Origin of the sequence: Pseudorhodoplanes sp. (assembly GCA_032027085.1) — a bacterium.
Classification (GTDB): Bacteria; Pseudomonadota; Alphaproteobacteria; order Rhizobiales; family Xanthobacteraceae; genus Pseudorhodoplanes.
In genome coordinates this window covers 2,811,796-2,835,013 of record JAVSMS010000001.1, presented here as the reverse complement: position 1 = coordinate 2,835,013, position 23,218 = coordinate 2,811,796, and the positions used below count along the sequence as shown (strand labels likewise).

20 protein-coding genes are annotated in these 23,218 nt (G+C 63.1%); 8 read left to right on the top strand and 12 right to left on the bottom strand.

Going from position 1 to position 23,218, the window contains the following annotated elements:
* Nucleotides 1–2: 2 nt before the first annotated feature.
* The 3 genes from hutU to hutI are packed head-to-tail and all read right to left on the bottom strand — an operon-like array spanning nucleotide 3 to nucleotide 3,696.
* Nucleotides 3–1,667 (bottom strand): urocanate hydratase, encoded by a 1,665-nt coding sequence (gene hutU / locus RO009_13625; GenBank protein MDT3686069.1) that lies wholly within the window; start codon nucleotides 1,665–1,667, stop codon nucleotides 3–5.
* Nucleotides 1,664–2,497 carry an N-formylglutamate deformylase gene (gene hutG, locus RO009_13620; GenBank protein MDT3686068.1) on the bottom strand — a complete coding sequence of 278 codons (834 nt, stop codon included), beginning with the start codon at nucleotides 2,495–2,497 and terminating at the stop codon, nucleotides 1,664–1,666. The genes hutU and hutG overlap by 4 nt, the downstream gene beginning before the upstream one ends.
* The gene (hutI, locus tag RO009_13615; protein MDT3686067.1) at nucleotides 2,494–3,696 is read right to left on the bottom strand and encodes an imidazolonepropionase; all 1,203 of its coding nucleotides are present in this window, start codon (nucleotides 3,694–3,696) and stop codon (nucleotides 2,494–2,496) included. The genes hutG and hutI overlap by 4 nt, the downstream gene beginning before the upstream one ends.
* Nucleotides 3,697–3,807: 111 nt before the next feature.
* Here hutI and RO009_13610 point away from each other — a divergent pair, with 111 nt between their 5' ends.
* Nucleotides 3,808–5,187 carry a formimidoylglutamate deiminase gene (locus RO009_13610; protein ID MDT3686066.1) on the top strand — a complete coding sequence of 460 codons (1,380 nt, stop codon included), beginning with the start codon at nucleotides 3,808–3,810 and terminating at the stop codon, nucleotides 5,185–5,187.
* 143 nt (nucleotides 5,188–5,330) lie between these two features.
* On the opposite strand, the gene RO009_13605 is transcribed toward RO009_13610, so the two are convergent.
* From RO009_13605 to RO009_13595, 3 genes are all read right to left on the bottom strand, one after another.
* Nucleotides 5,331–6,113: an ABC transporter ATP-binding protein gene (locus RO009_13605; protein ID MDT3686065.1), complete on the bottom strand. Its 783-nt coding sequence runs from the start codon at nucleotides 6,111–6,113 to the stop codon at nucleotides 5,331–5,333.
* A gap of 133 nt (nucleotides 6,114–6,246) precedes the next feature.
* Entirely contained in the window at nucleotides 6,247–7,020 is a 774-nt protein-coding gene (locus RO009_13600) for an ABC transporter permease (GenBank protein ID MDT3686064.1), read from the bottom strand.
* A 137-nt stretch (nucleotides 7,021–7,157) separates the two neighbouring features.
* The gene (locus RO009_13595) at nucleotides 7,158–8,117 is read right to left on the bottom strand and encodes an ABC transporter substrate-binding protein (GenBank protein ID MDT3686063.1); all 960 of its coding nucleotides are present in this window, start codon (nucleotides 8,115–8,117) and stop codon (nucleotides 7,158–7,160) included.
* Nucleotides 8,118–8,242: 125 nt separating this feature from the next.
* Here RO009_13595 and hutH point away from each other — a divergent pair, with 125 nt between their 5' ends.
* A complete protein-coding gene (gene hutH, locus RO009_13590) occupies nucleotides 8,243–9,784 on the top strand; it encodes a histidine ammonia-lyase (GenBank protein MDT3686062.1) in 1,542 nt (513 codons plus the stop codon).
* Between the two features lie 115 nt (nucleotides 9,785–9,899).
* Here the strand turns inward: hutH and RO009_13585 are convergent, their stop codons facing one another.
* The 4 genes from RO009_13585 to gcl form a co-directional block, all read right to left on the bottom strand.
* On the bottom strand, nucleotides 9,900–10,976 hold the full coding sequence (locus RO009_13585; GenBank protein ID MDT3686061.1) for a 2-dehydropantoate 2-reductase: 1,077 nt from the start codon (nucleotides 10,974–10,976) through the stop codon (nucleotides 9,900–9,902).
* Between the two features lie 24 nt (nucleotides 10,977–11,000).
* Nucleotides 11,001–11,906 (bottom strand): 2-hydroxy-3-oxopropionate reductase, encoded by a 906-nt coding sequence (locus RO009_13580; protein MDT3686060.1) that lies wholly within the window; start codon nucleotides 11,904–11,906, stop codon nucleotides 11,001–11,003.
* Between the two features lie 25 nt (nucleotides 11,907–11,931).
* Nucleotides 11,932–12,744, bottom strand: coding sequence for a hydroxypyruvate isomerase (gene hyi, locus RO009_13575; GenBank protein MDT3686059.1), 813 nt, complete (start codon nucleotides 12,742–12,744; stop codon nucleotides 11,932–11,934).
* Nucleotides 12,745–12,958: 214 nt separating this feature from the next.
* Complete coding sequence (gcl, locus tag RO009_13570) at nucleotides 12,959–14,734, bottom strand: glyoxylate carboligase (GenBank protein ID MDT3686058.1); 1,776 nt, start codon at nucleotides 14,732–14,734, stop codon at nucleotides 12,959–12,961.
* A 186-nt stretch (nucleotides 14,735–14,920) separates the two neighbouring features.
* On the opposite strand from gcl, the gene RO009_13565 reads away from it, so the two are divergent.
* On the top strand, nucleotides 14,921–15,751 hold the full coding sequence (locus tag RO009_13565) for an IclR family transcriptional regulator (GenBank protein ID MDT3686057.1): 831 nt from the start codon (nucleotides 14,921–14,923) through the stop codon (nucleotides 15,749–15,751).
* Nucleotides 15,752–15,803: 52 nt separating this feature from the next.
* On the opposite strand, the gene sucD is transcribed toward RO009_13565, so the two are convergent.
* A complete protein-coding gene (gene sucD, locus RO009_13560; GenBank protein ID MDT3686056.1) occupies nucleotides 15,804–16,688 on the bottom strand; it encodes a succinate--CoA ligase subunit alpha in 885 nt (294 codons plus the stop codon).
* Entirely contained in the window at nucleotides 16,688–17,875 is a 1,188-nt protein-coding gene (gene sucC / locus RO009_13555) for an ADP-forming succinate--CoA ligase subunit beta (GenBank protein ID MDT3686055.1), read from the bottom strand. The genes sucD and sucC overlap by 1 nt, the downstream gene beginning before the upstream one ends.
* A gap of 366 nt (nucleotides 17,876–18,241) precedes the next feature.
* On the opposite strand from sucC, the gene RO009_13550 reads away from it, so the two are divergent.
* The 5 genes from RO009_13550 (at nucleotide 18,242) to RO009_13530 (ending at nucleotide 23,217) form a co-directional block, all read left to right on the top strand.
* Nucleotides 18,242–19,213: a hypothetical protein gene (locus tag RO009_13550; GenBank protein MDT3686054.1), complete on the top strand. Its 972-nt coding sequence runs from the start codon at nucleotides 18,242–18,244 to the stop codon at nucleotides 19,211–19,213.
* Nucleotides 19,214–19,332: 119 nt separating this feature from the next.
* Nucleotides 19,333–21,189 (top strand): TRAP transporter large permease subunit, encoded by a 1,857-nt coding sequence (locus RO009_13545; protein MDT3686053.1) that lies wholly within the window; start codon nucleotides 19,333–19,335, stop codon nucleotides 21,187–21,189.
* A 28-nt stretch (nucleotides 21,190–21,217) separates the two neighbouring features.
* Nucleotides 21,218–22,216: a TRAP transporter substrate-binding protein gene (locus RO009_13540; GenBank protein ID MDT3686052.1), complete on the top strand. Its 999-nt coding sequence runs from the start codon at nucleotides 21,218–21,220 to the stop codon at nucleotides 22,214–22,216.
* A 22-nt stretch (nucleotides 22,217–22,238) separates the two neighbouring features.
* Nucleotides 22,239–23,003 carry a rhodanese-related sulfurtransferase gene (locus RO009_13535; GenBank protein ID MDT3686051.1) on the top strand — a complete coding sequence of 255 codons (765 nt, stop codon included), beginning with the start codon at nucleotides 22,239–22,241 and terminating at the stop codon, nucleotides 23,001–23,003.
* Nucleotides 22,996–23,217 (top strand): SlyX family protein, encoded by a 222-nt coding sequence (locus RO009_13530; GenBank protein ID MDT3686050.1) that lies wholly within the window; start codon nucleotides 22,996–22,998, stop codon nucleotides 23,215–23,217. The genes RO009_13535 and RO009_13530 overlap by 8 nt, the downstream gene beginning before the upstream one ends.
* Nucleotide 23,218: the final 1 nt, after the last annotated feature.

The following is a 23,218-nucleotide window of genomic DNA, read 5'->3' as shown; positions in this document are numbered from 1 at the left end:
AATCACCCCAGACTTGGCAGCTTGAGCTTGTGTTCCTTGGCGCAATCAATCGCGATGTCGTAGCCGGCATCGGCATGGCGCATCACGCCTGACGCAGGATCGTTCCAGAGCACGCGTTCGAGCCGCTTTGCCGCTTCCGGCGTGCCGTCGGCGACGATCACCATGCCGGCATGCTGGGAATAGCCGATGCCGACGCCGCCGCCGTGATGCAGCGACACCCAGGTGGCCCCGCTGGCGCAATTGATCAGCGCATTGAGCAGCGGCCAGTCCGACACCGCATCGGAGCCGTCCTTCATCGCTTCGGTTTCGCGATTGGGGGACGCAACAGAGCCGGAATCAAGATGATCACGGCCGATGACGATGGGCGCCTTCAGTTCGCCCTTCGCCACCATCTCGTTGAAGGCAAGTCCGAGGCGATGCCGGTCTCCCAATCCGACCCAGCAGATACGCGCAGGCAATCCCTGAAACTTGATGCGGGTGCGGGCCATGTCGAGCCAGTGATGCAGATGTTTGTTGTCCGGCAGCAGCTCCTTGACGCGCTGATCGGTGCGGAAAATATCCTCCGGGTCGCCGGACAAAGCGGCCCAGCGGAAAGGCCCGATTCCTCTGCAAAATAAAGGTCTGATGTAGGCCGGCACGAAGCCGGGAAAGTCGAAGGCGTGCTCAAGCCCCTCTTCCTTCGCCATCTGTCTGATGTTGTTGCCGTAGTCGAGCGTGGGGATGCCCATGCGGTGGAAGTCGAGCATCGCGGACACATGCTCGACCATCGACCTCTTCGCGGCTTTTTCCACCTTCTTCGGATCCGAAGAACGCTCTTTCTCCCATTGTTCCAGCGTCCATCCCTTCGGAAGATATCCGTTGAGCGGATCATGCGCCGAGGTCTGATCGGTGACCACGTCCGGTCTCACGCCGCGGCGGACGAGGTCGGGAAACACCTCGGCGGCATTCCCGAGCACGCCAACCGAGATCGGCTTCTTCTCCCTGCAGGCCTTGTCGATAATGGCCAGCGCCTCATCGAGGTCCTTCGCCTGCACATCGAGATAGCCGGTGCGCAGCCGCATCTCGATGCGGCTCGGCTGACATTCGACCGCGAGCAGCGACGCACCCGCCATGGTCGCGGCCAGAGGCTGCGCGCCGCCCATGCCGCCCAGACCCGCGGTGAGAATCCATTTGCCGGAAAGATCGCCGCCATAGTGTCGGCGGCCGACCTCGACGAACGTCTCGTAGGTGCCCTGCACGATGCCCTGCGAGCCGATGTAAATCCACGACCCGGCCGTCATCTGGCCGTACATCATCAGGCCTTTGCGATCGAGCTCGTGGAAGTGGTCCCACGTCCCCCAATGCGGCACGAGATTGGAATTCGCGATCAGCACGCGCGGTGCATCGGCGTGCGTGCGGAAAACGCCGACCGGCTTGCCGGACTGCACGATCAGCGTCTCGTCCGTTTCCAGCGTGCGCAACGCATTCACGATGCGATCAAAACTGTCCCAGTCGCGCGCGGCGCGGCCGATGCCGCCATAGACCACGAGTTCGTGCGGCTTTTCGGCGACGTCCGGATCAAGATTGTTCATCAGCATGCGCAAAGGCGCTTCCGTTAGCCAGCTCTTTGCTGACAATTCCGGCCCGTGCGGGGCGCGGATCACCCGCGCATTGTCGATTCTTCTCATGAGCTCACCTTCACCTTGTTGCGCGCTTCCGCGAATTGCACGCAAGCGCGAAGAATGCGCAGCAGCAGATTGCGCATCGGCTCGGCAAAAGCCGCCTCGTAAGGCGCCGGCCAGTCATTCTCCTCCAGCGGTCCCATCGGCTCGCGCATATAGGAACGACAGGCCAGTTCCATCTGCACGGCATGCACGCCCTCGCCCGGCCTGCCGTAGTGCCGCGTGATCCAGCCGCCCTTGAAGCGGCCATTCACGACATGGCTGAAGGACGAGGCAGAGGCGAGCTCGGCAATGGTCTCAGTCAATTGCGGATCGCAGCTCTGCCCGGAATTGGTGCCGATATTCATGTCCGGCAGCGTGCCTTCGAACAGGCGCGGAATGACCGACCGGATGGAATGACAATCGTAAAGAACGACGTGATCATGGATCGCGCGCAGACGCGCGATCTCTCCGGTCAGCGCATCATGATAGGGTGTGAAGTATTGCCGGCGGCGCTCCGCAATGCCGGTTTCATCAGGCCCTTTCTCCTTATAGAGAGGCTCGCCATCGAAAGTCGTGGTCGGGCATAGTTCCGTCGTGGCCTGACCCGGATACAGCGAGACACCGGACGGATCGCGGTTGACGTCGATGACAGTGCGCGAAATCGACGTATGAATGATAGTGGCGTTGAGGCTGGCGGCAAAATCGTAAAGCCGGTCGATCCACCAGTCGGCGTCCTTGCGTGCGAGCCAGATCGAAACGAGATCGTCCTGATATTCCTTCGGGATGGTGGTGCCGGTATGCGGCAGCGACACGATCAGCGGCGAGGCGCCGCGCCGCACGGTAATCCAGTTCATTGTCCTCTCCAGATGCGCTGCACCAGCGGATTGAACCCCATCCGGTAGACCAGCTCCGCCGGCCGCTCAATTTCCCAGATGGCGAGATTGCAATACTTCCCGGTTTCAAGCGTGCCGATCTCCGGCAATTTTCCGAGCGCACGCGCGGCCTCGCGCGTCACGCCGGCGATGATCTCGTCGATGGTCATGCGGAACAAGGTTGCCGCCATGTTCATGACCGTGAGTAATGACGTGATCGGCGACGTGCCGGGATTACAATCGGTCGCGACCGCGATCGGAACCTGATGTTTGCGAAACAGATCGACCGGAGGAAACTGTTTCTCGCGCAGCATATAGGCCGCACCGGGCAGCAGCACTGCGACCGTGCCTGCCTTGGCCATCTCGGCGGTGGCCGCCTCGTCCGTATATTCCAGATGGTCGGCCGACAACCCGCCGTATTGCGCGGCGAGCGCCGCGCCATGCAAGTTGGACAACTGATCGGCGTGCAGCTTGACCGGCAGGCCGGCCGCTTTCGCCGCATCGAATACGCGCGCGGTCTGTTGCGGCGAGAAGGCGATGCCCTCGCAGAAGGCGTCAACGGCATCGACCAGCCCTTCCTGCTTCAGCGCCGGGATCATGCTGCAGACAAAATCGATATACTCGTCCTGGTCGGCAAACTCCAACGGCAGGGCGTGCGCACCGAGGAAGGACGTCGCGACATCGATCTTTCGCTCCCTGGCCAGCCGCCGCGCGGTGCGCAGCATCCGCGCTTCCGTTTCCTGATCAAGTCCATAACCGGACTTCACCTCGATCGTGGTCACGCCCTCCGCGATCAGGCGATCGAGGCGCGTCAGCGCGCTGGCCAGCAATTCATCTTCGCTGGCGGCACGCGTCGCCTTGACCGTGGACAGAATGCCGCCGCCGGCCCGCGCAATCTCTTCATAGCTTGCGCCTACCAGCCGCATCTCGAATTCGTGCGCGCGGTTGCCGCCATGGACGAGATGCGTGTGGCAATCGACAAGGCCGGGCGTGATCCAGCGACCGTCGAGCGGAATGCGCCGTTCGGCGTCCCAGTCCGCCGGCAAATTGGCTTGCGGCCCGGCAAACGCGATGCGGCCTTCCTTCGTCGCGACCGCGCCGTCCTTGATCACGCCGAGGCCGGGCAAATCGGTCCTCAGAGTCGCGAGTCGCGCATCGAGCCAGATCGTGTCAAATCGCATGTTGGTTCGCCGCATTCCGGCGCATGAAGATGGACTGGTCTCGTCTATACATAATTGTAACCGCCGCCGAAATTGTCTTTACATAGAGCTCTCTGCGGGACGCGATATCTGATGGCACAGCAACCAGCGGCAGCGAACACCTCGCTGTTTTTTGAACACGCCTTCCTGCCGACCGGATGGGTCCGCGACGTCCGCGTGACGGTCATAAATGGCATCATTTCCGCCGTACAGGCCAACGCAGCAGCGGATGGCAGCCGCCGCGTTTCCGGCATCGCCCTGCCCGGGCTGCCCAACCTGCATTGCCACACCTTTCAGCGCGCCATGGCCGGGCTCGCCGAGCGGCGCGGACCGGCGCATGACAGTTTCTGGACCTGGCGCGAGGTCATGTATCGTTTTCTCGGGCAGCTTTCACCGGAGGATATCGAGGTCATTTCCGCTTTCTCCTACATGGAGATGCTGGAGCGCGGCTTCACTTCGGTTGCCGAATTCCACTACCTGCATCACGCACCGGACGGCACGCCTTACGCCGATCTCGGCGAAATGGCCGTGCGCATCGCGACGGCGGCGGGCATCACCGGCATCGGCCTGACACTCCTGCCCTCGTTTTATATGTATGGCGGCTTCGGCGGCGCGCCTGCGGTGCCGGGGCAGCGGCGTTTTCTCAATGATCCCGACCGCTTCCTCAAGCTGGCCGAACGCGCGCGCGCAGCCGTCGGGGCATTGCCCTCCGCGCGCGTCGGCATTGCGCCGCACTCGCTGCGGGCGGTGACGCCGGACACCTTGCGTGCGGTCGTCGCCGCGACTTCGGATGGACCGATCCACATTCATGCCGCCGAGCAGACCAGGGAGGTCGAGGATTGCATGGCATGGTCGGGCAAGCGGCCTGTGCAATGGCTGCTCGACGAAATGCACGTGAACCACCGCTGGTGCCTGATCCATTCCACGCACATGACCAAGGATGAAACGCGCAGGCTGGCGCAATCCGGCGCGGTGGCGGGATTGTGTCCGCTGACCGAAGCTTCGCTCGGCGACGGCTTTTTCAACGGGCAAGATTTTCTCGCGAGTGATGGCCGTTTTGGAATTGGCACCGATTCCAATATCGACATCGACGCAGCCGTCGAACTGCGGCAGCTCGAATACAGTCAGCGGCTGCTGCATCGCGGCCGTAATGTGATGACTACTATCGAAGGTGAATCGACGGGACGCCGCCTGTTCACGCAGGCCCTCATCGGCGGTGCGCAGGCGCTGCAGCGCGAGACGGGAGCGATTGGGCCCGGAAAGCGCGCGGACATTGTTGTGCTCGACGGCCATCATCCCGATCTGGCCGCAGCAAAAGATGATGTGTGGCTCGACGCGTGGGTTTTCGTTGCGGGACGCAGCGCGGTGAAGGATGTGTTTGTGGATGGCGCGCAAATTGTCGAGAATGGCCGGCATCACCGGCGCGAGACTATTGAGAAGCGCTATCGCGCAGCCTTGGCGAAAATCTCCTGAAACTCTCGGTCACCCTGAGATTGCGCGGCGAAGCCGCATTATTGAAGTCCGATCTCGGATTACCCGAGATCTGCGGCGACGGCCCGGGAGTCGTTGCCCGTCATCCTTCTAGGGCGGCCTGCGGCCGCCGCCTCAGGATGGATCTACACTCCCGCCGCCAGCACTGCTTCGGCGCGGATCTCCTCGGTCAGCCGCGCCTTGATGGCGGAAAATTCCGGACTGGTCTTGACTGTGTAATGCCGCGGGTAGCCGAGATCGATCGGAATGTCGGCCTTGATGCGGCCCGGCCGCGCCGACATCACCACAACGCGCGAGGCGAGAAAGATCGCCTCCTCGATGTCGTGGGTGACGAAGAGGACGGTCTTGCGCTCGCGCTCCCAGATGCCGAGCAGCAATTCCTGCATCAAGGCGCGGGTCTGGTTGTCGAGCGCGCCGAACGGCTCGTCGAGCAGAAGGATCGCCGGATCATTGGCGAGCGCGCGCGCAATCGCCGTACGCTGCTGCATTCCGCCGGACAACTGCTTGGGATAGTGGTTGGCGAAGCTGGTCAGCCCGACGCGCTCAAGCCATTGCTTCACGATCTCGGACCGCTCGCGCTGCGGCATTCCCTTTTCGCGCAGGCCGAAGGCGACATTCTCCGCGATCGTCAGCCAGGGAAACAGCGTGTAGGACTGGAACACCATGCCGCGTTCGGCGCCGGGCCGTGTCACCGGCATGCCGTCGAGCAGAATCTGGCCGGCGGTCGGGGTATCGAGACCGGCCACCATCCGCAGCAAGGTCGATTTTCCGCAGCCGGAGGGTCCGAGAATGGTGACGAAAGCATTCTCGCCAATGGTCATGTTGATCGGCTGCAGCGCCCTCGTCGGCGTTCCGCCCCGCATCGCGGGGAATATGCGCGAGACATTGTCGATCAGAAGCTTGCTCATGCGCCGGCCGTTTCTTGTCTGTCGTCCGGAGCGCACGCAAGCGCGACACGGGTCCGTGAACCACGACATGCGGCGCGCGATCCCGGCGCTTTTGCTCCACAAAAGGCCGGGATGACGAAAACGATTTGCGCCGTCATGCCAGGCTCCAGGGGAACATCCGCCTGTTCGCGGCCTTGAACAGATAGTCGGAAATCAGTCCGATGACGCCGATCACGATAATGCCAAAAATCATCTGGCCGGTCGCAAGCAACGCCTGGCTGTCGATGATCATGTGGCCGATGCCGGAGGACGAGCCGATCAGTTCGGCGACGATCACGTAGGTCCACGCCCAGCCGAGCACAAGCCGCAATATCTCGGCGATGTCGGGCGCAGAGGACGGAATGAGCACGCGCCCCAAAATGCCCTGGTCCTTGGCGCCGAGCGTGAGCGCGGCCTCGACAAGATCACGGCGCACCGAGCTCACCGTCACCGCCACCATCAGGATGATCTGAAACACCGAGCCGATGAAGATCACCAGCAGCTTCTGCAATTCGCCGATGCCGGCCCACAGGATCAGCAGCGGAATGAAAGCCGATGCCGGCAGATAGCGTGCGAACGAGACGAAAGGCTCAAGGAAGGCCTCGATCGGCTTGTAGGCGCCCATCAAAATGCCAAGCGGCACGGCCACAAGCGCGGCGAGTATAAAGCCGCCGACCACGCGCCACACGGTGACGCCGATATCGAACGAAAAATTGTGCCGGGTGAGCAGCAGCCAGCCGTCTTCCAGCATCGTCACCGGATTGGCCAGAAAGGTCGCCGACACGAAGCCGCCGAAGGTGGCAAAGGCCCAGCCGGCGAAGAACAGCACAAAAAAAGAAATGCCGAGCGCGATGCGCAGCGGATTGGAAATGGGGGCAAGCGGGCGCATCGTTCTAAGAAAACATGCCTCTCCGACGTCATGCCCGCGCTTGTCGCGGGCATCCACGTCTTAGTGTCGATCCTCATTCAAGACGTGGATGGCCGGGACAAGCCCGGCCATGACATGAAGCGTAGCGTGCAAGGCGCTTATTGAACGAACCGCGGATCTGCGAGCTTGGAGAGATCCGGAATCTTCTTGATCACGCCGATTTCCAGCAACAGATCGGCAGCCTCCTTCGAGAACTGCGCATGTTCGCCCGCGAAGAATTTCTTATTCGCGGCCTGATCCTGCCAGCGCAAATATTTGGCGGAATTACCGAACTGCTCGCCCGACTGCTTCACGTCGGCGCCCATGATCTCGTAGGCCTTCTTCTGATCCTTGGCGATCATGTCCACGGCCTCGAAATAGCTCTTGGTCAGCGCCTTCACCGCCGCTTCGTTATCGGCGATGAATTTCGGCGTGCAGCCGAACGTATCCATGATCATCGGATAATCGAGCGTGGTGGCGATGATTTTGCCCGCTTCCGGTTTGGCGCGCACCGCCGACAGATACGGCTCGTAGGTCATGGCGGCGTCGTTCTGCCCGGCGATGAAGGCCTGCGCCGCCGGCCCCGGCTCCATGTTGACCACGGTGACATCCTTCACGCTCAGGCCGTTCTTCTTGAGGAACCAAGCGAGCGTGAAATAGGGCGCGGTGCCGGGCGCCGAGGCCGCGACGGTCTTGCCCTTCACATCCTTGATCGAATTGACGTTGTTGCGCACCACCATGCCGTCGGCGCCGTAGGACTTGTCAAGCTGGAACAATTGCGTTGTGGCGACGCCGTTGGCATTCCAGACGATCCAGGTTTCAACCGTGGTGGCAGCGCATTGTACGTCGCCGGATGCGATAGCGAGATGCCGGCTGGCCTGCGGGATCTTCTTGATCGTGACGTCAAGGCCGTTCTTGGCGAAAATGCCGGCTTCCTTGGCGAGCGTCAGCGGCGCAAAACCGGTCCAGCCGGAAATGGCGATGGCAACCTTGGTCTGCGCCTGTGCCGGTCCCGCCACAAATGCCGGTGCCGCCGCAAGTGCCACTGCTGCCGCCGCAGCGATAACGCGTATTCTCATGATCCCCTCCAGAAAGTCACTGCCGGGATGCCGGCTTTGTCTCATGCAAGCATGGGCGAAAGCCCAAGGTCAATCTGGCCATACGACGCTGGATTTCCATGTCCGCGCGCACCAGACTGTGCGACATGGCACAACAGCTTGTTCTCACGCCCGGCCGCGTTTCGCTCGCCGGCTGGCGCGCGATTTATCGGGGCGCCGGCGCGGTTCTTGATGACGCCTGCTTTCCGGCGGTCGCCGCCAATGCTTCGGCAGTCGACGCCATTATCGCGGGCGGAGCGGCCGTCTACGGCATCAATACCGGCTTCGGCAAGCTCGCCCAGGTCCGGATCGGCACCGACGATCTCGCCGCCCTGCAACGCAACATCGTGCTGTCGCACGCCGCCGGCGTCGGCGCGCCGATGCCGGCTGCCATTGTGCGGTTGATGATCTCCCTGAAGCTCGCCAGCCTCGGCCAGGCCGCTTCCGGCATCCGGCCGGCGACGTTACGGCTGCTGCAGGCGCTGCTCGACAAGAACCTCATTCCAGACATCCCCTGCCAAGGCTCAGTCGGCGCGTCCGGCGACCTCGCGCCGCTCGCGCATTTGAGCGCCGCCCTGATCGGCGTCGGATTCATCAGCGGGCCAAAGGGCCGGCTGCCGGCGGCCGAAGCGCTGGCACAGGCCGGCCTGGCACCGGTCGGGCTGGGCGCCAAGGAAGGCCTCGCGCTGCTCAACGGCACGCAATTCTCCACCGCCTATGCGCTGGCCGGCCTGTTCGAGGCGGAAAACCTGCTGCGGTCGGCGCTGGTGACCGGCGCATTGTCGACCGATGCCGCGCGCGGCTCCGACACGCCGTTCGATCCGCGCATCCACGACCTGCGCCGGCATCCGGGACAGATCGCGGCTGCCGCCGCCTTGCGCGCCCTGCTCTCCGGCAGCGCCATCCGCGCCTCGCATCTTGTCAACGACGACCGGGTGCAGGACCCCTATTGCCTACGCTGTCAGCCGCAGGTGATGGGCGCCTGCCTTGACCTGCTGCACAACGCCGCCACCACGCTGCAGATCGAATCGAACAGCGTCACCGACAATCCGCTGATCTTCACCGATGGCCCGGCCGCCTTGTCCGGCGGCAATTTCCACGCCGAACCGGTCGGCTTCGCCGCCGACATGATCGCCATCGCGCTGTGCGAGATCGGATCGCTCGCCGAGCGCCGCATCGCGATGCTGGTCGACCCCGCCCTGTCCGGCCTCCCCGCCTTTCTGACGCCGAAGCCGGGGCTGAATTCAGGCTTCATGATTCCGCAGGTGACCGCGGCAGCGCTCGTCTCAGAAAACAAGCAGCGCGCGATGCCCGCCAGCGTCGATTCAATTCCGACTTCGGCCAATCAGGAGGATCACGTCTCCATGGCGGCGCATGCCGCGCGGCGTCTGTTGCCAATGACGGACAATGTCGCGGCAATTATCGCGATCGAGCTGATGGCGGCGGCGCAAGGTTGCCATTTCCATGAGCCGTTGATGACCAGCACGCCGCTGCAGGCGGTCATCAAGCTGTTGCGGCAACACGTGCCTGTGCTGGACGAGGACCAGTTCCTGCATCCACACATCCAGAGCGCAACCGGCCTCGTGACCTCCGGCAGCATCGTCAATGCCGCCGGAGTGGACCTGCTGCCGGCGATCTGCGGCGCATAGCACATGATCAGACGAAGCGACTCCGCTTCCTCTGGTCATGCGCCAAACTGTAGAATTGGCGCGCGATCGGACGCAAAACCGGTTCCCACTTTTGCTGATCGCGCGCCGGAATCGATCAAAGTGCGGGCATCAGGGAGGAATTTGATGCCGCGCGCGTCTGGGTCTCAGTCGCACTGACAGTATCGGGAGTCCCGGCAGCAGGCCGTTCCGGAAAGGTGGGATAGACACCGTTCGCGCGCCCCATTTGCTGGACCAGAGCCAGCACACTGTCGATGAACGGCGTTTCGATGCGCGCCATACGTCCCATCTCCTGGACGGCCTTCAGCAGCGCGTCGATTTCAAGCGGACGCTTCTTGTCGAGATCCTGCAGCATCGAAGTTCGGTGTGCGCCGACCTTCGCAGCACCATCAATACGGCGATCGACATCGACCCGGAAATGCGCGCCGAAATGGCTGGCTATCTCCCGCGCCTCCAGCATCATGTTGCGCGACAGCGCCCGCGTGCCGGGATCGGTCGCGATCACGTCGAGCGTCGCATGCGTCAGCGCCGAGATCGGATTGAAGCAGAGGTTGCCCCAGAGCTTGAGCCAGATATCGTCGCGGATATCGTCATAGATGCGCGGTTTCAGGCCGCCAGCGGCGTATGCGTCCGCAAGCCGGCTCAGGCGTGCGCTGGATTGGCGGTTGGGCTCACCCAGTCCGAACTGGTTGCCATAGATGTGCCTGATCACACCCGGCGCAGAAATTTCCGTCGCGGGATAGACCGTGCAGCCAATGACACGCTCAGGCCCGATCGCATTCCATTGCCTGTTGCCGGGATCGACGCTCTGCAGCCGCAGATGCGAATAGACATCGTCGAGCCCATAAAAGTACCACCAGGGCACGCCGTTCTGCGCGGTGACCACCGCGGTGTCGGCACCGAGCAAGGGCTGCAATTGCTCGGCGGCTTCCCAAGCCTGGTGCGCCTTGAGTGCGACGATGACATAGTCCTGCCGGCCGAGGTCGCGCGGATCGCTGGTCGCCGGCATTCGCTCTCTCTTCTCGTCGTCGCCGATGAGAAGCGTGAGACCATTGGCCTTGATCGCGTCGAGGTGCGCGCCGCGCGCGACCAGCGAGACATCGGCGCCGCCCTGCTTCAGCAGCACCGCCAGATACCCGCCGATGGCACCGGCTCCATAGATGCAAATTCTCATCACGCGTCCTCCGACCATTCCCCCTTACGCGGCTTCTGCCGCCTTCACCGCCATCTCGTAGCCGGCGAGCATCTCCAGCGCCTTGACCAAAGCCGAGTGATCCCAATCCGCCCCGCCATGTGCGGCGCAAGCGTTGAAGAGTTCCTGGGCGGTCGCGGTGTTGGGCAGCGAGATGCCGAGCGCCCGGGCGCCCTCCAGCGCCAGCTTGAGGTCCTTCTGGTGCAAGGCAATGCGGAAGCCCGGCGCGAAGGTGCGCTTGATCATCCGCTCGCCATGCACCTCCAGGATGCGCGAGGAGGCGAAGCCGCCCATCAGCGCCTGCCGCACTTTCGCGGGATCGACACCCGCCTTGGAGGAAAATAGCAGGGCTTCGCCGACCGCCTCGATGGTCAGCGCGACGATGATCTGGTTGGCAACCTTCGTGACCTGGCCGGCCCCGGCCTCGCCGACCAGTGTGATGTTCTTGCCCATCAGCTCGAACAGCGGCTTCACCTTGTCGAAGGCCTTCGGGGAGCCGCCGACCATGATGGTAAGGCTTCCGGCTTTCGCGCCGACTTCGCCGCCGGATACCGGCGCGTCCAGATAATCGCAGCCCTGCTCGGAAATGCGCTGGGCAAAGACCTTCGTCTCGATGGGCGAGATCGAGCTCATATCGACGACAATCTTTCCGGGATTGAGGCCGGAGGACACACCATTCACGTTGAAAAGAACGTCCGCGACCTGCGGCGTATCCGGCAGCATGAGGATGACGACATCGGCCTGCGCCGCGACCGCGCGCGGCGTCGGCGCGCAGACCAGCCCCTTCTCCACCAGCGCCTTCGGCGCCGGCTCGAACATCGTGGAGGTGATCAGGCGGTGTCCTGCAGCGAGCAGATGGCCCGCCATCGGCGCCCCCATGATGCCGAGCCCAATGAATCCGATGGTCGTCATGTTGTTCCCCCGTTGCTCGTTTGAATCAGGCGCTGCGCGCCGTGCGCAAAGGTGCGGTGCGCGACAAAAAGGGCGCGAACCAGCCGAGCCCGCCGATCGTCGTCGCCGACGGCTTGTATTCGCAGCCGATCCAGCCCTGGTAGCCGAGCTTGTCCAGGTGCCGGAACAGGAAGTCGTAGTTGATTTCGCCGGTGCCGGGCTCGTTGCGCCCCGGATTGTCAGCGAGCTGGACATGCGCAATACGCGGCAGATGCGTCTCGATGGTGCGCGCGAGATCGCCCTCCATGATCTGCATATGATAGATGTCGTACTGAATGAAGATGTTGTCGGAGCCGATCTCGTCAATGATCGCGGCGGCATCGGCAGTGCGGTTGAGATAGAAGCCGGGAATGTCGCGCGTATTGATCGGCTCGATCAGCAGCTTGATGCCGGCCGCCTTCAGCGCACTTGCAGCGTAAGACAGATTGGCGATCAGCGTCGCCTGCAGCAATTTGCGATTGGCGCCCTGCGGCGCGATGCCGACGAGGCAATTCAGCTGGCGGCAGCCGAGCGTGCCGGCATAGTCGATGGCGCGCCCAACGCCGTCGCGGAATTCAGACACGCGCTCCGGAAAGATCGCAATGCCGCGCTCGCCCCTCGCCCAGTTGCCGGCCGGCAGATTGTGCAGGATTTGACTCAACCCGTAGGTCTTGAGCCGCAGCAGAATGTCTTTCGCAGCAAAGTCATAAGGAAACAGATATTCGACGCCGGTGAACCCGGCCTTGGCTGCGGCCTCGAAGCGGTCGAGGAAATTCACCTCGTTGAACATCATGGTCAGATTGGCGGCGAATTTCGGCATGGCGTGTGTTCCTGAAAGTCCGGTGTGATGAGATCTCGTTACGATGATCCGCAGTCGTCCCCGCGAAAAGCGGGAACCCATAGGCACATGGCCATCGAGGTGTTCATGGGCCCCTGATCACAAGTCGCCTGTAGCGACTTGTGATCAGGGACAATCCGATCTCGGGTAGACCCGAGATCGAGCGCGGGGACGACGGGGATGGCAGGTTCATGCTTCACTCCGCTGGCTCCAGTTGCCGCGCCTTGGCAACCTCCAGATCGAGCACCTCCTCGAACTCGACAATGTTGTCGATCTCGGTCCCCATCGCGATGTTGGTGACCCGCTCAAGAATGACCTCGACCACCACCGGCACGCGATGCTCCAGCGTCCAGTCGCGCGCCTGACTGAAGGCATGCTGGAATTCATTCGGGCTGCGCACGCGGATCGCCTTGCAGCCGAGTCCTTCCGCCACCGCCACATGATCGACGCCATAACCGTTCAGGTCCGGCACGTTGATGTTCTCGAAGGCGAGATCCACCTGATAGTCGATGTTGAAATTGCGCTGCGCCTGCCGGATCAGGCCGAGATAGGAATTGTTCACGACAACATGGATATAGGGCAGCTTGAACTGGGCGCCGACCGCAAGCTCCTCGATCAGGAACTGGAAATCGTAGTCGCCAGACAATGCGACGATCTCGCAATCCGGCCGCGCCGCGCGCACGCCGAGCGCCGCCGGCAACGTCCAGCCGAGCGGCCCTGCCTGACCGCAATTGATCCAGTTACGCGGCTGGCCGACTTTGAGGAATTGCGCGCCGGCGATCTGCGACAGGCCGATCGTAGTCACGTAGCAGACGTTGTCGCCGAAGGCCTTGTTCATCTCCTCATAGACACGCTGCGGCTTCAGCGGCACCTGATCGAAATGCGTCTTGCGCAGCATGGTCTCCTTGCGCCGCAGACATTCGCCCGCCCAGGCGCGGCGGCTGCGCAAACGCCCTTCCCGCGCCCATTCTTCGGCGACATCGACGAAAAGCGCGAGCGCGGCCCCTGCATCGGAGACGATTCCATAATCCGGCATGAAGACGCGACCGATCTGCGTCGGCTCGATATCGACATGCACGAACTTGCGGCCTTTGGTGTAGACCTCGATCGAACCGGTATGGCGGTTGGCCCAGCGATTGCCGATGCCGAGCACGAAGTCCGACGCGAGCAGCGTGGCGTTGCCGTAACGGTGGCTGGTCTGCAGCCCGACCATGCCGGCCATCAGCGGGTGCTCGTCAGGAATGGCGCCCCATCCCATCAGCGTCGGGACCACGGGAATGCCAGTCGCTTCGGCGAACGCCACCAGAAGATCGGATGCATCCGCATTGATGATGCCGCCGCCGGCGACAATCAGCGGCCGGTCCGCTTCATTCAGCATTTCCATCGCCTTCTCGATCTGGCGGCGCGACGCGGCGGGCTTGTAGACCGGCAGCGGCTCGTAGGTCTCGTCGTCGAATTCGATCTCCGCAAGCTGCACGTCGAGCGGCAGATCGATCAGCACCGGCCCGGGCCGGCCGGACCGCATGATGTGGAAGGCCTGTTGGAAGACTCTCGGAACGAGCGCCGGCTCGCGCACGGTCACCGACCATTTGGTGACAGGCTTTGCGATCGACTCGATATCGACCGCTTGGAAGTCTTCCTTGTAGAGGCGCGCGCGCGGCGCCTGGCCGGTGATGCAGAGGATTGGGATGGAATCGGCCTGCGCGGAATAGAGACCGGTGATCATGTCGGTGCCGGCTGGCCCGGATGTGCCAATGCAGACGCCGATATTGCCGGCCTTGGCGCGGGTGTAGCCCTCGGCCATGTGCGAGGCGCCCTCGACATGCCGCGCCAGAATATGCGCGATCGAGCCGCGCGCCTTCAGCGCCGAGTAGAGGGGATTGATCGCTGCGCCCGGCACTCCGAAGGCCTGGGTCACGCCCTCCCTTTCCAGCACTCGCACCGCCGCATCGATCGCTCTCATCCTGGCCATGTCACTCACCCCGACGCTCATTGGCGTTGGACGCATGGTGACAAGGGGTGATCACAGGAGTCAATTTTTCCAGAAAACATTTCCATGATACGGAAAAATATGTTTTGTAACTCAAAATCAGTGGCTTATATTTTTGCAAACGGTTGATAGAGCCAATTTATGAAACGATTTTCCAGGATGATGGACATGCCTCGGAGCGAGCCGAAGAAACTGCGCGGGCGGCCGCGCGCCTTCAAACCGGCGCCGGACAGCGGTGCATCCGTTCAGGCGATCGATCGCGGGCTTGCGGTCCTGTCGGTCATCGCGGCGGCGGACGGCCTGACGTTGAGCGATCTCGCGCAGCGCGTCGGCCTCGCGCCTTCGACCGCGCATCGCATCCTTGCCAGCCTGCAAGCGCATCGCTTCGTGCAGCACGACGAGCAGCGGGGGTTGTGGCTGATCGGCGTTGGCGCCTTCGAGGTCGGCACGGCCTTTCTGCGCAACCGCAGGCTTGCCGGCATCGGGCGCCTCGTCATGCACGGTCTGATGGAACGCACCGGCGAAACGGTGAATCTTGGAATCGAAGACAACGGCGAAGTGGTCTTCATTTCGCAAGTTGAAAGTCATGTCGCGCTGCGAGCGTTTTTCCGCGCCGGCTCCCGCGCTGCCATTCACGCGTCTGGCGTCGGCAAGGCGCTGCTGGCGCAAATGCCGGAAGAGCGGGTGAAGCAGATTCTGCACAAGCGCGGGCTTGCGAAGTTCAATGAGCACACGCTGGTGGCGCCAGCAGATCTGTTCAGGCAACTGGCCGAGATTCGCCGCCGTGGCTGGGCGGTCGACGATGAGGAACGCAATCTCGGCATGCGCTGCGTAGCAGCGCCGATCTTCAACGAATATTGCGAGGCGATTGCCGCCATCTCCGTGTCCGGCCCCACTGTCCGTGTCACGCCAGAACGTGCCGCTGAATTTGGGCCGCAGGTCGCGCGCGCGGCGCAGGACATCACCGCATCCATCGGCGGGAAGGTGCCGCCGCGGTAGGAGGCTTTCTCCGTTCATTCCCGCTTGGCGGAAATGAACGGAGCATGAAAGCTCACGCCGCACGTTTGGTCAGCGCATCGCGCATCGTCGCGCCCACGAGATGCGAACTGGGCGCGATGATGACGCCGACTGCTTCAAGATCGGCGATCTTGTTGCCGGCATCCCCCCTGCCCAGCAAGGTCAGCGTGCCGGCATGCCCCATGCGGCGCTGCGGCGGCGCATATTGGCCGGCGACAAGCGCGACCACAGGCTTCTTCAGTCCGCCAGCACGCAGATAGCGCGCAGCATCCTGCTCCTCGTTGCCGCCGATCTCGCCGATCATGACAACGGCATCCGTCTGCGGATCGGCGAAGAAGAGATCGAGGCATTCGACGAAGCCCATGCCGTGCACCGCATCGCCGCCGATCCCGATCGTGGTCGACTGACCGAGCCCCGCGGCGGTGAGCTGCGCCACCACCTCGCTGGTCAGCGACGCCGAACGCGACACGACGCCGATATGGCCGGGCCGCGCCCGATCGGTCGCCATGACGCCAATCTGGCAGACGCCCGGCGCCAGCACGCCTTGCGAATTGGGGCCGACCAATCGCGTGTTCGAGCCTTTTAGCGCCTCGCGCACGCGCACCATGTCGAGCGGCGGGATGCGTTCGGTCACCACCACGATCAGCGGCATCCCGGCTTCGATGCTCTCGATCATCGCCGCCGCGGCATGGGCCGGCGGTACGAAGACGCAACTGGCATTGGCGCCGGTCTCTCGCATCGCTTCGGCGACTGTGTTGAACACCGGCACATCGATATGCGACTTGCCGCCCTTGCCGGGCGTGACGCCAACGACGACATTGGTGCCGTACTGGATCATGCGGTTGGTGTGATAAGTGCCGGCCCAGCCGGTCATGCCCTGGCACAGCACTTTCGTATTCTGATCGACGAGAACAGACATCATGCCCTCCCCGCTGCGATGGACACGGCACGCGTGGCGGCCTGCCACATGTCGCCGCATTCGATGGCGTTCAGATTGAAATTGGCGAGGCGTAGCCGCGCCAGATCTTCGTTGTTGCCGGTGAGGCGCAGCACGATGGGCAGCGACTTGCCCTTGCGCTTGATGGCGATGCCGAGCCCTTCGATGATGGTGTCGCAGGGCTGCATGCCGCCGCCATAGACATTGATCAGCAGAACCTTGGCACGCGGATTGTCGAGCACGAGGCCGATGCCTTGCGCGATATCGAGACTCTTCGCCGTGGTGCGGATATCCATGAAATTCGCCGGCACGCCGCCGGCCGCGCGCACGAGATCAAGAGTCGCGAGCCCGAGACCTGCGCCGTTCACCACGACGCCGATATCGCCATTGAGCTGCACGAAGTTGACCTGGTGGCGCTGCGCCTTCAGTTCCACGTCGTCGGCATCGGCCGGCTCGCGCAAAGCTTCGAGATCGGGATGCCGGAACATGGCATTGTCGTCGAGGATGACTTTGGCATCGAGTGCGATCAGTTCGCCGCTCGTGGTGACAATCAGCGGATTGAGTTCGATCATGCTGGCATCGAGTTCGATGAAGGCGCGGTGAATCTTGCCGACGACATCGGCGCAATTGCCGGCCGCCACACCGGTAAGGCCGAGCCTCCGGCAGAAATCGGCGACATCACCGGACAGGACTTCCCCGCGCGTGCCGAGCAGCAGTGTTTCGAGCGGCGGCTGACCCTGCGCGCTGCGTTCCTCTACGTCGGTGCCACCCTCGCCACCCATCACCATGAGCGAGCCGGACGAACCGTCGACGATCATAGCGAGATAAAGCTCGCGCGCGCCCCGCACACCGGCCTCGACGAGGACGCGCGAGACTGTTCGTCCGCGCGGCCCGGTCTGCTCGGTGACGAGCGTCTGCCCCAGGAGGTCCTTTGCAGCGGCTTTCGCCTCGGCGGCGGAGCGCACCTTGCGCACCCCGCCGGCCTTGAAGCGGCTGCCGGCATGGATTTGCGCCTTGACGAAGAGGTCCGGTGCGCCGAGCGACGCGGCCACCCTTTCCGCTTCCTCAGGGGTGGTGGCGATCTGTCCCGGCGGACAACCAAGCGCGTAGCGGGACAGCAGCTCTTTCGCTTGAAACTCGTGAAGTTCCATGGCGTTAGCCCTCCTTATCGCGATGTCTTGTTGTTGGGGCGGTCGGCGCCCGGTGCCGTTTTGGGAGGCCAGAATGCCTTCAACGGACTTCTGGCATACATAATACCAGAGCGAAGGGGCCAGCTCAACGGGATTCTGATCCGACCGGCTTGGCTCACCAATTCCGGCACGTGCAAAAGGGTCCCGAATTGCGGGCGGCGCCCGCTCGATCCGGCTTCACCTTGTTGTGCGTCAGAGAAGAGTCGCCCAACGCGGGATTCGCGCACACGCGGACCTCAAACTGCGCACCGCCTGAGGCTTGCGCAGAGCCCTGCGCAATGAAGAAAACTGGTCGTAATTTTATGACTTCGGGCGCGTTTTCATTTATGCCCGCCGGCAAATGGAATGACGACTGCAGCAATGAACCTTTCTGGTTTCAGCCAAGGCCTCGGCGTCGATCGAACGCGTCCAAATCCCGAGGCGCTGCCCTCCGCGGACGCGGTTGCCGCCTTGCGGGTGCACCCGAAATTCTCCGAGGCCGTGCGGCTCGCGATGAACAACATCATCGGCATTTACCAGGGCAACCGGTTGCTCAATCAGGTGATGAACGACCGCGGCCGCGTCGTTTTCGGCATTCTTGCGCTCTACCTGCATTATTCGCGTCATCCCAATGATCCATCCAGCGGCCTCACCGCCTCCAGGATGAAATCGCTCTGCGTTGAAACGGGGCTGTGCAGCGCCGGCCGCGCCGCGGCCATGCTCCTCCTCATGCGCTATGCCGGATATCTGACGCCGGCGGAAAGCGAGGCCGACCGGCGTACCCGCCGGCTGGTGCCAACCGAGCGCATGCTCCATTCGCAATGCGAGCGGATCGCCTGCCACTTTCGTGCGATGTCGCTGCTGATGCCGGAAGGCACCGAAGGTCTGGCGCATTTGCAGCGTGAGGATTTCACCGCCGCCATGGCTCGCCAATTCGGCGAAACCTTCCGCACCGGCTTCCGTATCCTCGACACATCCCCCGTTCTCTATCCCTTGGCGGAGCGCAACGCCGGGATGATGATCCTGTTCAATCTGCTTCTGGCAACGCGTCCGGACGCCGCTTCGCTACCGGCGCAGCCGGTGGCGATATCCATTTCCGCCTTGTCGCGGCGCTTTGGCGTGTCGCGTCCGCACGTTCTCAAATTGCTGCGGGACGCCGAAGCCCTCGGCTTCTTGAAGCGAAGCGGTGAAGGCGAACAAATCATCATTCATCAGTCGCTGCTCGACGCCATGCAGGACTTCTTTGCCACGACGTTCCTGTTCCTGCGGCAATGTATCAATGTCTCACTCAAGGACATCCACCAGTCACCTGCTGTACATCCGGCGCGATCGGGATAAGGGAAGCCGATCCCACTTCGCAGGCTGTTCGTGAAAAGGCATCCTGCCATGCTCTCCGGAGGCGCAACCACATTCTGCATCCGACTCCCGTCTCGCCCCTGCCGTGAAGTTTCGGCACAATGACACCGATGAAGATCAGCATCCTGCCCGCCACGAGCCAGATCTGCACGCGCCTCTTTGCGTCTGTGCTCGACCGCCTGTCGGGCGCGCTGCAATGGCTTGGCGCCGGCATCCTGGCTGTCCTTTTCATCCTGGTGATGACATCGGTGACGCTGCGGTATGTCTTCGGCAGCGGGCTGATCTGGTCCGAAGAACTGGCCATCTGGCTCAATATCCTGCTGGTCGCGGTCGGCGCCCCGATTGCGATCACCGGTCCCCTGGCGATGCGGCTGGACGTCATTGTCCAGATGTTGCCGGTGAATCTGCAAAAGATCGCCCGCCTCATCGCCGACGGTATTGCGATCGATGCCGGCCTCATTCTCGCGCTTGGCGGCGCCGATGTTGTTGCAGCCATCGGCGGCACCTCGACCGTGCTGGGCCTGCCGGAATGGCTGCGCTTCGCCGCGATTGTGACCGGCGGCGGATTGATGGTGTTCATCTTGTTCGGCCGCACCCTTGTCGAAGACGGCGTCGCGCGCGCGCTTGCAATCCTCGCCGTCGGCATCGCCCTCTATCTCGCCGCGCATCATCTGCAGGCTGTCACGCTATCCGCGCCCAGCCTTGCGGCCGGAATTGCGGCGGCCATCGGGCTCGTTCTGGGTGCGCCGCTGCCGCATGCCCTGCTGGTCGGGGTGTCGCTCGCGACGCCGTTCGGCGCATTGCTGCCGGAGCCGGCACTGGTTCAGAACACCGTCGTCGGCATCAGCAAATTCCTGCTGCTGGCCATTCCCTTCTTCCTCCTGGCCGGCGAGATTCTCACAGTCGGTGGATTGGCGGACCGTCTGGTCCGCTTCGCCGCCACGCTGGTCGGACATTTGCGCGGCGGACTGGCGCAGACCACGCTGGTGTCGAGCGTGATGTTTTCCGGCGCGTCGGGTTCCTCGATCGCCAATGCTGCCTTCGGCGCCAAGGTCATGGTGCCGGCGCTGGTTGCGCATGGCTATCGGCTGCCGCGGGCGGCAGCGATCGTCGCCTCGACGGCGATGCTGGACAACATCATCCCTCCGTCGATCGCCTTCCTTATTCTGGCGACGGCGACCAACCTGTCGGTCGGCTCGCTTCTGGTCGGCGGCTTTGTTGCCGGGGCCGTGCTGGCCCTCGCTCTCGGCATCGGCCTTTACCTCACGTCCCGCAGCGACAAGCCGCTGCGGGAACGCGCATCCGGACCGGAACGGGCGCGCGCATTCATGTCGTCCCTGCCCACCATCGGTCTCGGCGTGATCGTGGTGGTCGGCATCCGCTTCGGCATCGTGACCACGACCGAGGCGTCGGCTCTCGCCGTCGCCTATGCGCTTATCGTCTGCCTTGTCATGGGTAGCATCGGCGGCCGCTCGATGGCCGAGGCGTTCCGCAACTCGGCCGTAGAAGCGGCCGCGATCGGATTTTTGATCGGCACAGCCACGCCCTTCGCCTTCCTCTTGGCCGTCGACCGGGTGTCCGACCTGGTGACATCCCTGATCACCTCATTCGGTGGCGGACCGTTTGCGGTGATGCTGCTCGCCAATATCGTCCTGCTGATTGCCGGGCTCGTGCTCGATATCGGCGCCGCCATCCTGCTGCTGGCGCCGCTTCTCTTGCCGGCTGCAACCATGGCCGGGATCGATCCGATCCAGTTCGGCGTCATCCTGGTGGTGAACCTCATGATCCACGGGCTCACCCCGCCGCTGGGCATTCTGGTCTATGTCGCAAGCGGCGTTTCGGGAGCGCGGCCGGCGCAGGTGTTCCGCGAGGCGATTCCACTGCTGCTGGCTTTGCTTGCGGCCCTGGCTGTGCTTTGCATTGCCTCGGCGTTATGGGCGGCGCCGTCCCGGATCTAGAACCACGGATTGAATTGACGGAGAATAGATGAGCCGCACATTGAACCGCCGCGCATTTTCGAGCCTGCTCGCCGCAGGCGTCGCGGCGCCTTTCCTCGCCCCGGCGCGCACGGCCCGCGCCGCCACGACCTTCACCGTCGCGTCGCTGTTCGGCGCCGACAAGCCGGAAACCAAAATCTGGCTGAAAATCAGGGAGATCGTCGATGCCAGGCTGCCCGGCCGCTTCGATTTCCGGATCGTGCAGAACGCGGCTCTAGGCGGCGAGAAGGAGGTCGCCGAAGGCATTCGCCTCGGCTCCATCCGGGCCAGCCTGTCCACGGTGTCGGCGCTGTCGAGCTGGGTGCCGGAATCGCAGGTGCTCGACGCCCCCTTCGTGTTCCGCGACGCCGGACATGTGCGGCGCGTCCTTGATGGACCGATCGGCACGGGTCTGAAGGCCAAATTCGCCGCGCAGAATTTCATGGTCCAAGGCTTCATCAATTACGGCGCGCGGCATCTCCTTGCCAAGGAACCGCTGACCAGGCCGTCGCAACTTGCCGGCAAGCGCATTCGCGTGATCCAGAGCCCGCTGCATACGGAATTGTGGAAGGCCTTTGGCGCCAACCCGACGCCGATTCCGATTCCGGAGACATACAACGCGTTGCAGACCGGCGTGGTCGACATGATGGACCTCACCAAGTCGGCCTATGCGGGGTTCAAACTGTACGAAGTCGTGCCCTATCTGATCGAGACCGGGCACATCTGGGCGACCGGCGTGGTCTATTTCTCCGCGCCGTTCTGGAAATCATTGAAGGACGACGAGAGGACGGTGTTCGCGGCCGCCGCTGCAGAAGGCGCGCTCTATTTCGACCAGCTTATCGTCGAGGACGAGAAGGTCTCGATGCAGAAAGCCGCCTCAGCCGGCGGCAAGACAGTTGCCATCGAGGACCGTGCGGCCTGGGAGAACGGCGCGCGCGGGGTCTGGGCCTCGCTCGCGCCCAAGGTGGGCGGGCTCGACAAGATCAAGGCCATCACCGAGACATCATGACGCTCATGGATCGCACATGGCCATGACCTATAAGGTCGCAGCGCTTTATCAGTTTATCGCCTTGCCGGATTTCCGCGATCTGCGTCCGCCCCTGCGCGCACTCTGCGAGCGGCTCGGGCTGAAAGGCACGCTGTTGCTGGCGCCGGAGGGAATCAATGGAACGCTCGCCGGCACGGCGAGCGCGATTGATGCACTGGTGCACGAGCTGCAGCACGGCGCAGTGTTCGGTGCACGTCTCGACAATCTGGAGCTGAAATTCTCGACCGCAGCCGAGATGCCGTTCCGGCGGCTGAAAGTTCGCCTCAAGAAGGAGATCGTCACGTTCGGGGATCGGCGCGCCGACCCGAGCCGCGCCGTCGGCACCTATGTGGATGCGGGGGCCTGGAATGCCCTGCTCGACGCGCCGGATGTTGTTCTGATCGACACCCGCAATCGGTTCGAGGTGGACATGGGGACGTTCCAGGGCGCGATCGATCCGAACATCCGCCGCTTCAGCGAGTTCCGCGATTTCGCGGATACCAAGCTGGATCCGGCTCGGCACCGGAGGATCGCGATGTTCTGCACCGGCGGCATCCGCTGCGAGAAAGCAAGCTCCTATCTCCTCGCGAGCGGCTTTTCCGAAGTCTATCATCTGAAGGGCGGCATTCTGAAATATCTGGAGGATGTCCCGGCCGAACACAGCCGGTGGAATGGCGAATGCTTCGTCTTCGACGAACGCGAAGCGCTTGGGCACGGCCTTGTTGAGCGATCGCGAAATGGCCGCACTAGCGGTGATGCCGATGAGTGACATTGCGAGGCTGATGACTCGGATCGAGGCGTTGGAGATGCGCGCTGCGCATCAGGACCAGGTGATCGAGGATCTCAACACGGTCGCCACCGAGCAATGGACGCAGATCGATCTGCTCAAGCGGCAGATCGAGCAGCTTCGCGACCGCGTTCAGGAGCTTGAAAACAGCCGCAATGCTGCCGGCCTGCCCGAGCCGCCGCCCCCGCACTACTGAT